This window comes from Ectopseudomonas oleovorans (genome assembly GCF_003052605.1).
Classification (GTDB): Bacteria; Pseudomonadota; Gammaproteobacteria; order Pseudomonadales; family Pseudomonadaceae; genus Aquipseudomonas; species Aquipseudomonas oleovorans_A.
Map to the genome: position 1 here is coordinate 1 of NZ_QASO01000041.1, position 3670 is coordinate 3670.

The following is a 3670-nucleotide window of genomic DNA, read 5'->3' on the forward strand; positions in this document are numbered from 1 at the left end:
AACCCGGTAAGGCGGATCAACTCCGTAGGATGGATTAGCGAAGCGTAATCCGTCGTTCACCGCGAATCACGATATCCATTGCAACACTGAACGCCCTACCTTGCGCGGGGTGTTTTGCTCTCTGGAGTTTGTGGTGTGCGGCTCTCGTTCGGCGCATTACGCCTGCGGCTAATGCGCCCTACGGGTTACCTGATGTTGCCGGGGCTTGAGCTATTTCCGTGGCCGTCTAGGCTTGACCTTTTGGTGTTTCTGGAGGGGCAAGGATGCCGAACTATCGCCGTGCTTTCGCGCCGGGGGCGAGCTGGTTCTTTACCGTGAATCTGCTGCAACGCCGCCGCAATGATCTGTTGCTGCGGCATGTCGAGCTGTTGCGTGATGCGGTGCGGCGCGTGCATCGCGATTATCCGTTCACTATCGATGCGTGGGTGGTGCTGCCCGAACACATGCATTGCGTATGGACGTTGCCGCCTGGTGATGCGGATTACCCGTTGCGCTGGCGGCTGATCAAGACGTTTTTCTGCCGAGGGTTGCCCTCCGATGAATACCGCTCGCTGACGCGTTTGCGTCGCGGCGAACGGGGAATCTGGCAGCGGCGCTACTGGGAGCATCAACTGCGTGATGACGAGGACTTTCGCCGGCATATAGATTATGTCTACATCAACCCTTGCAAACACGGGCTGGTGGGGCGGGTGGCGGACTGGCCCCATTCGAGCTTTCACCGTGATGTGGTGATGGGGCTTTACCCGGTTGATTGGGCGGGTGATATCGGGCTTGAGGTGCCGGGGGATGGGTAGGGGGCAAGGGGGCAGGTCTGCATCGTTCGGCGCATTACGCCTGCGGCTAATGCGCCCTACGGTTATGGCCTACGCATGTGCCTCGCGGCTCAGCACGTCGGCAACCCACTGGTTGATGCTCTTGTGCTCCAGTTCCGCTTTTACCGCGACCGTGGCGTGCAGCTCTGGCCCCAGGCGTAGGCTGAGCTTGCCGGAGTAGGTTTTTTGCGGCGGGCGATCCAGTTGAGCGCAGGTGTCGAGGTAGTCGTTCACTGCTTCTTCGAATGCCGTGCGAAGTTCCTGAACGGACTCACCATGAAAATGAAAACCCACCACGTCGCGAATGCCGGCGATGTGACCAACGAAAAGGCCGTCTTCGTCGCTGTACTCGATGCGGGCTGCATAGCCCTTGTAAGTCATTGCATGCGCATTCATGGGGTAACTCCTGCTTGTTCAAGGAAGGCCCGTGCATCGCGAACCTGATACGGCTTGGCTTCCTTGTCGGGATGGGGGCGGTGAAAGGTGCCAACCACGCCATTCAGTTCGAAGCGCACGCGTGAGCCATTGCCCTCGATAGCTCTGGCGCCGGCCGCTACAAATAGCGATTCAATGCGGGACCACTCAAGTGTGCTCGGTACCGGCTTGGCGAAGACTGCTTTCAGGATGGATTGGCGAAGTCTAATCAGTCGTTTGCTACAGGCCACGATGTTTGCCGAAGTATCTGCGTGACGCCTGGAATGGAGCGTTCGGCTTTTGGGGTTGGGGCTAATCCGCCCTGCAGGCATCCGGCCTGGCTCTATTTCCTGCCGCCATGCAGCGGTCGTCTACATGGCGGTAGGTTCGGCATTGTTTGGTGCTATAGCGGTTGGGATACACTTCTAAGCGTGTATGCGGAGGTTGGCTATGAATAAGGTCGTGCTGGTCGAGTTACTGCGCTCGCGACTGGATGGTTTGCTGGCTATCTATGCCTTTGGCAGTCGTGTCCAGGGTACGGCAGGCGAAGGAAGTGATCTCGATTTGGCTGTATTGGTAAAAGGTTATGTTGATCCACTGGTGCTCTGGGAGCTTGCCAGCGAGGCTGCCGATATTGCGGGTTGTCCGGTTGATCTGCTGGATTTGCGCAGGGCTTCCACCGTGATGCAGCAGCAGGTGTTGGTAAAAGGCGAGCACTGGTGGGTGGCTGAGGGGCCCGAGGCCGGTCTGTTCGAGTGCGCGGTGTTGAGCGAGAAGCTTGAGCTGGATCGGGCCAGGGCACCGCTTTTGCGGGATATCGAGCGAGATGGGCGGGTGTATGGTCGATGATGTGTTGTTGAACAAGGCCGCAAGCATCGAACGTGGCGTCAGGCGTGCGCGTGAGGAGTATGAGCGCGCCCCGGCGAGTTTTGCAGAGGACTTTACTCGGCAGGATGCGGCCATTCTGAATATCCAGCGCGCTTGCGAGGCGGCTCTGGATATGGGGCAGCATTTGATTCGGCGCGAGCGTCTCGGTATTCCGCAGAGTGCGCGCGATGTGTTTGCATTACTGGCCGCAGGTGGTTGGATTGACAGTGCTCTTGCTGAAGCGCTGAAGCGAATGGTGGGCTATCGCAATATTGCCGTTCATGAATACCAAGCGCTGCAGCTACCGATTACCGTGGCGGTCATTACCCGCCACCTGGGTGAGTTTCTCGATTATTCCAAGAGCATTCTGTTGAAGGATGCGCGGGAGGATTGAGGTTTTTCTCTCAGAAAAACGTTGTCATATCCGCACAGGTGGGCGGCTGGTTTCGTGGTGAGCCTGCTATCGATTCGCCGCGAGGCGCGGCTCCTACTGGGTGGTGGCTGCCTTGACGTGTGAAGGCTGGGGGCGCCTTGCTATGCAGAAGTCCAGTTCCGGTGTAACAAGCTGGGATTTATAGGGCCCAGGGACAGGCCGCGATTTCCCCTGCTTCCGCTTATGGCGTGCGTGGTCTGTTCTGAATCGTCCTTACTTGACGTGCCTGATTGGACCCGCGTACTTCGCTATGGCCAGATCGCTTGTGACCAATATAAAGCCTTCAGTGGTGGCCTGAGCAATCAGCATTCGATCAAATGGGTCGTTATGTATAGGTGGAAGAGCGGCGGCTGCAATGCTGTGCTGCCCGGTCATTGCCAGCTCTTGATAGTCTGCATCGAGCAGTGCTCTTCTGAGTACTGCCGGGTCAAAGTGGAAGTGGACCTTGCCCATGGCATGCTTGATGCCAACCTCCCAGATGCTCGCAGCGCTGAAGAGCAGTTCGTTGTCGCGGTCGTTGATCAGATTGGCCGCGTCGGTTGGCAGTGAGGTGGGGGTGGCGCAGGCCCAGAGTAAAATATGAGTGTCGAGCAGCAGTTTCATGCGCCGAACATCGACTCGATTTCATTCTGAAACGGTGTGTCAATGTCGTCTGGCACATTGAAAACGCCAGTCAGCATCCCGGTGCGAGGTTTGCTTTCCTGGTTGATCGAGATGACCTTCACCATCGGCTTGCCTGCCTTTGCGATGATAAACGGGCTGCCTTGGCTTGCATCGAGAATCAGTTGTGACAGGTGCGTCTTGGCGTCGTGAATATTGACCATTTTCGGGCTGTTGGTGGGGGTCTCGGTTTTCATGGTGGAGCACCTGGTTAGCTAACTTGGTTAGTCTATTCTCCGGCGTGCCTGTTCGCAATCGTTGGTGCTAGCCGTGGTTTCCTCCAGTTTTGTGGGTTGGCTTGAGCTCCACGAGATGGCTTGAGGTGATTTGTCTCTGGTGTCAGGTGTGGGCTGCGTAACGACGGATTACGCTCGCTGATCCATCCCGCGCGATGCCATCAGCAGCCCTGAAATTGTAGGAGCCCCGCCCTGGGGCGAATTGTTTGTAATCCAGCGCGATTTCGCTGAGGCTGCGATTCGCCGCG

7 protein-coding genes are annotated in these 3670 nt (G+C 57.4%); 3 read left to right on the plus strand and 4 right to left on the minus strand.

What is annotated here, in order from left to right:
- Positions 1 to 263: 263 nt before the first annotated feature.
- A complete protein-coding gene (locus tag DBO86_RS07860) occupies positions 264 to 794 on the plus strand; it encodes an REP-associated tyrosine transposase (RefSeq protein ID WP_004424990.1) in 531 nt (176 codons plus the stop codon).
- 69 nt (positions 795 to 863) lie between these two features.
- Here DBO86_RS07860 and DBO86_RS07865 read toward each other — a convergent pair whose 3' ends face one another.
- Positions 864 to 1208: a type II toxin-antitoxin system HicB family antitoxin gene (locus DBO86_RS07865; RefSeq protein ID WP_004424987.1), complete on the minus strand. Its 345-nt coding sequence runs from the start codon at positions 1206 to 1208 to the stop codon at positions 864 to 866.
- On the minus strand, positions 1205 to 1459 hold the full coding sequence (locus DBO86_RS07870; RefSeq protein ID WP_108233415.1) for a type II toxin-antitoxin system HicA family toxin: 255 nt from the start codon (positions 1457 to 1459) through the stop codon (positions 1205 to 1207). Before DBO86_RS07870 ends, DBO86_RS07865 begins: the two co-directional genes overlap by 4 nt.
- Positions 1460 to 1676: 217 nt before the next feature.
- Between DBO86_RS07870 and mntA the strand changes: the two genes are divergently transcribed.
- Positions 1677 to 2075 (plus strand): type VII toxin-antitoxin system MntA family adenylyltransferase antitoxin, encoded by a 399-nt coding sequence (gene mntA / locus DBO86_RS07875; RefSeq protein WP_004424982.1) that lies wholly within the window; start codon positions 1677 to 1679, stop codon positions 2073 to 2075.
- Complete coding sequence (hepT, locus tag DBO86_RS07880; RefSeq protein ID WP_108233413.1) at positions 2065 to 2487, plus strand: type VII toxin-antitoxin system HepT family RNase toxin; 423 nt, start codon at positions 2065 to 2067, stop codon at positions 2485 to 2487. The genes mntA and hepT overlap by 11 nt, the downstream gene beginning before the upstream one ends.
- A gap of 252 nt (positions 2488 to 2739) precedes the next feature.
- Here hepT and DBO86_RS07885 read toward each other — a convergent pair whose 3' ends face one another.
- Positions 2740 to 3129, minus strand: a complete 390-nt coding sequence (locus tag DBO86_RS07885; protein ID WP_108233414.1) for a type II toxin-antitoxin system VapC family toxin — start codon at positions 3127 to 3129, stop codon at positions 2740 to 2742.
- Positions 3126 to 3383, minus strand: coding sequence for a type II toxin-antitoxin system Phd/YefM family antitoxin (locus DBO86_RS07890; protein ID WP_004424974.1), 258 nt, complete (start codon positions 3381 to 3383; stop codon positions 3126 to 3128). The genes DBO86_RS07885 and DBO86_RS07890 overlap by 4 nt, the downstream gene beginning before the upstream one ends.
- Positions 3384 to 3670: the final 287 nt, after the last annotated feature.

Bases quoted from the DNA above. Each gene is read 5' to 3' on its own strand.
- DBO86_RS07860 (WP_004424990.1), top strand. From the start codon at position 264: ATGCCGAACTATCGCCGTGCTTTCGCGCCGGGGGCGAGCTGGTTCTTT.
- DBO86_RS07865 (WP_004424987.1), bottom strand. From the start codon at position 1,208: ATGAATGCGCATGCAATGACTTACAAGGGCTATGCAGCCCGCATCGAG.
- mntA (WP_004424982.1), top strand. From the start codon at position 1,677: ATGAATAAGGTCGTGCTGGTCGAGTTACTGCGCTCGCGACTGGATGGT.
- hepT (WP_108233413.1), top strand. From the start codon at position 2,065: ATGGTCGATGATGTGTTGTTGAACAAGGCCGCAAGCATCGAACGTGGC.
- DBO86_RS07885 (WP_108233414.1), bottom strand. From the start codon at position 3,129: ATGAAACTGCTGCTCGACACTCATATTTTACTCTGGGCCTGCGCCACC.
- DBO86_RS07890 (WP_004424974.1), bottom strand. From the start codon at position 3,383: ATGAAAACCGAGACCCCCACCAACAGCCCGAAAATGGTCAATATTCAC.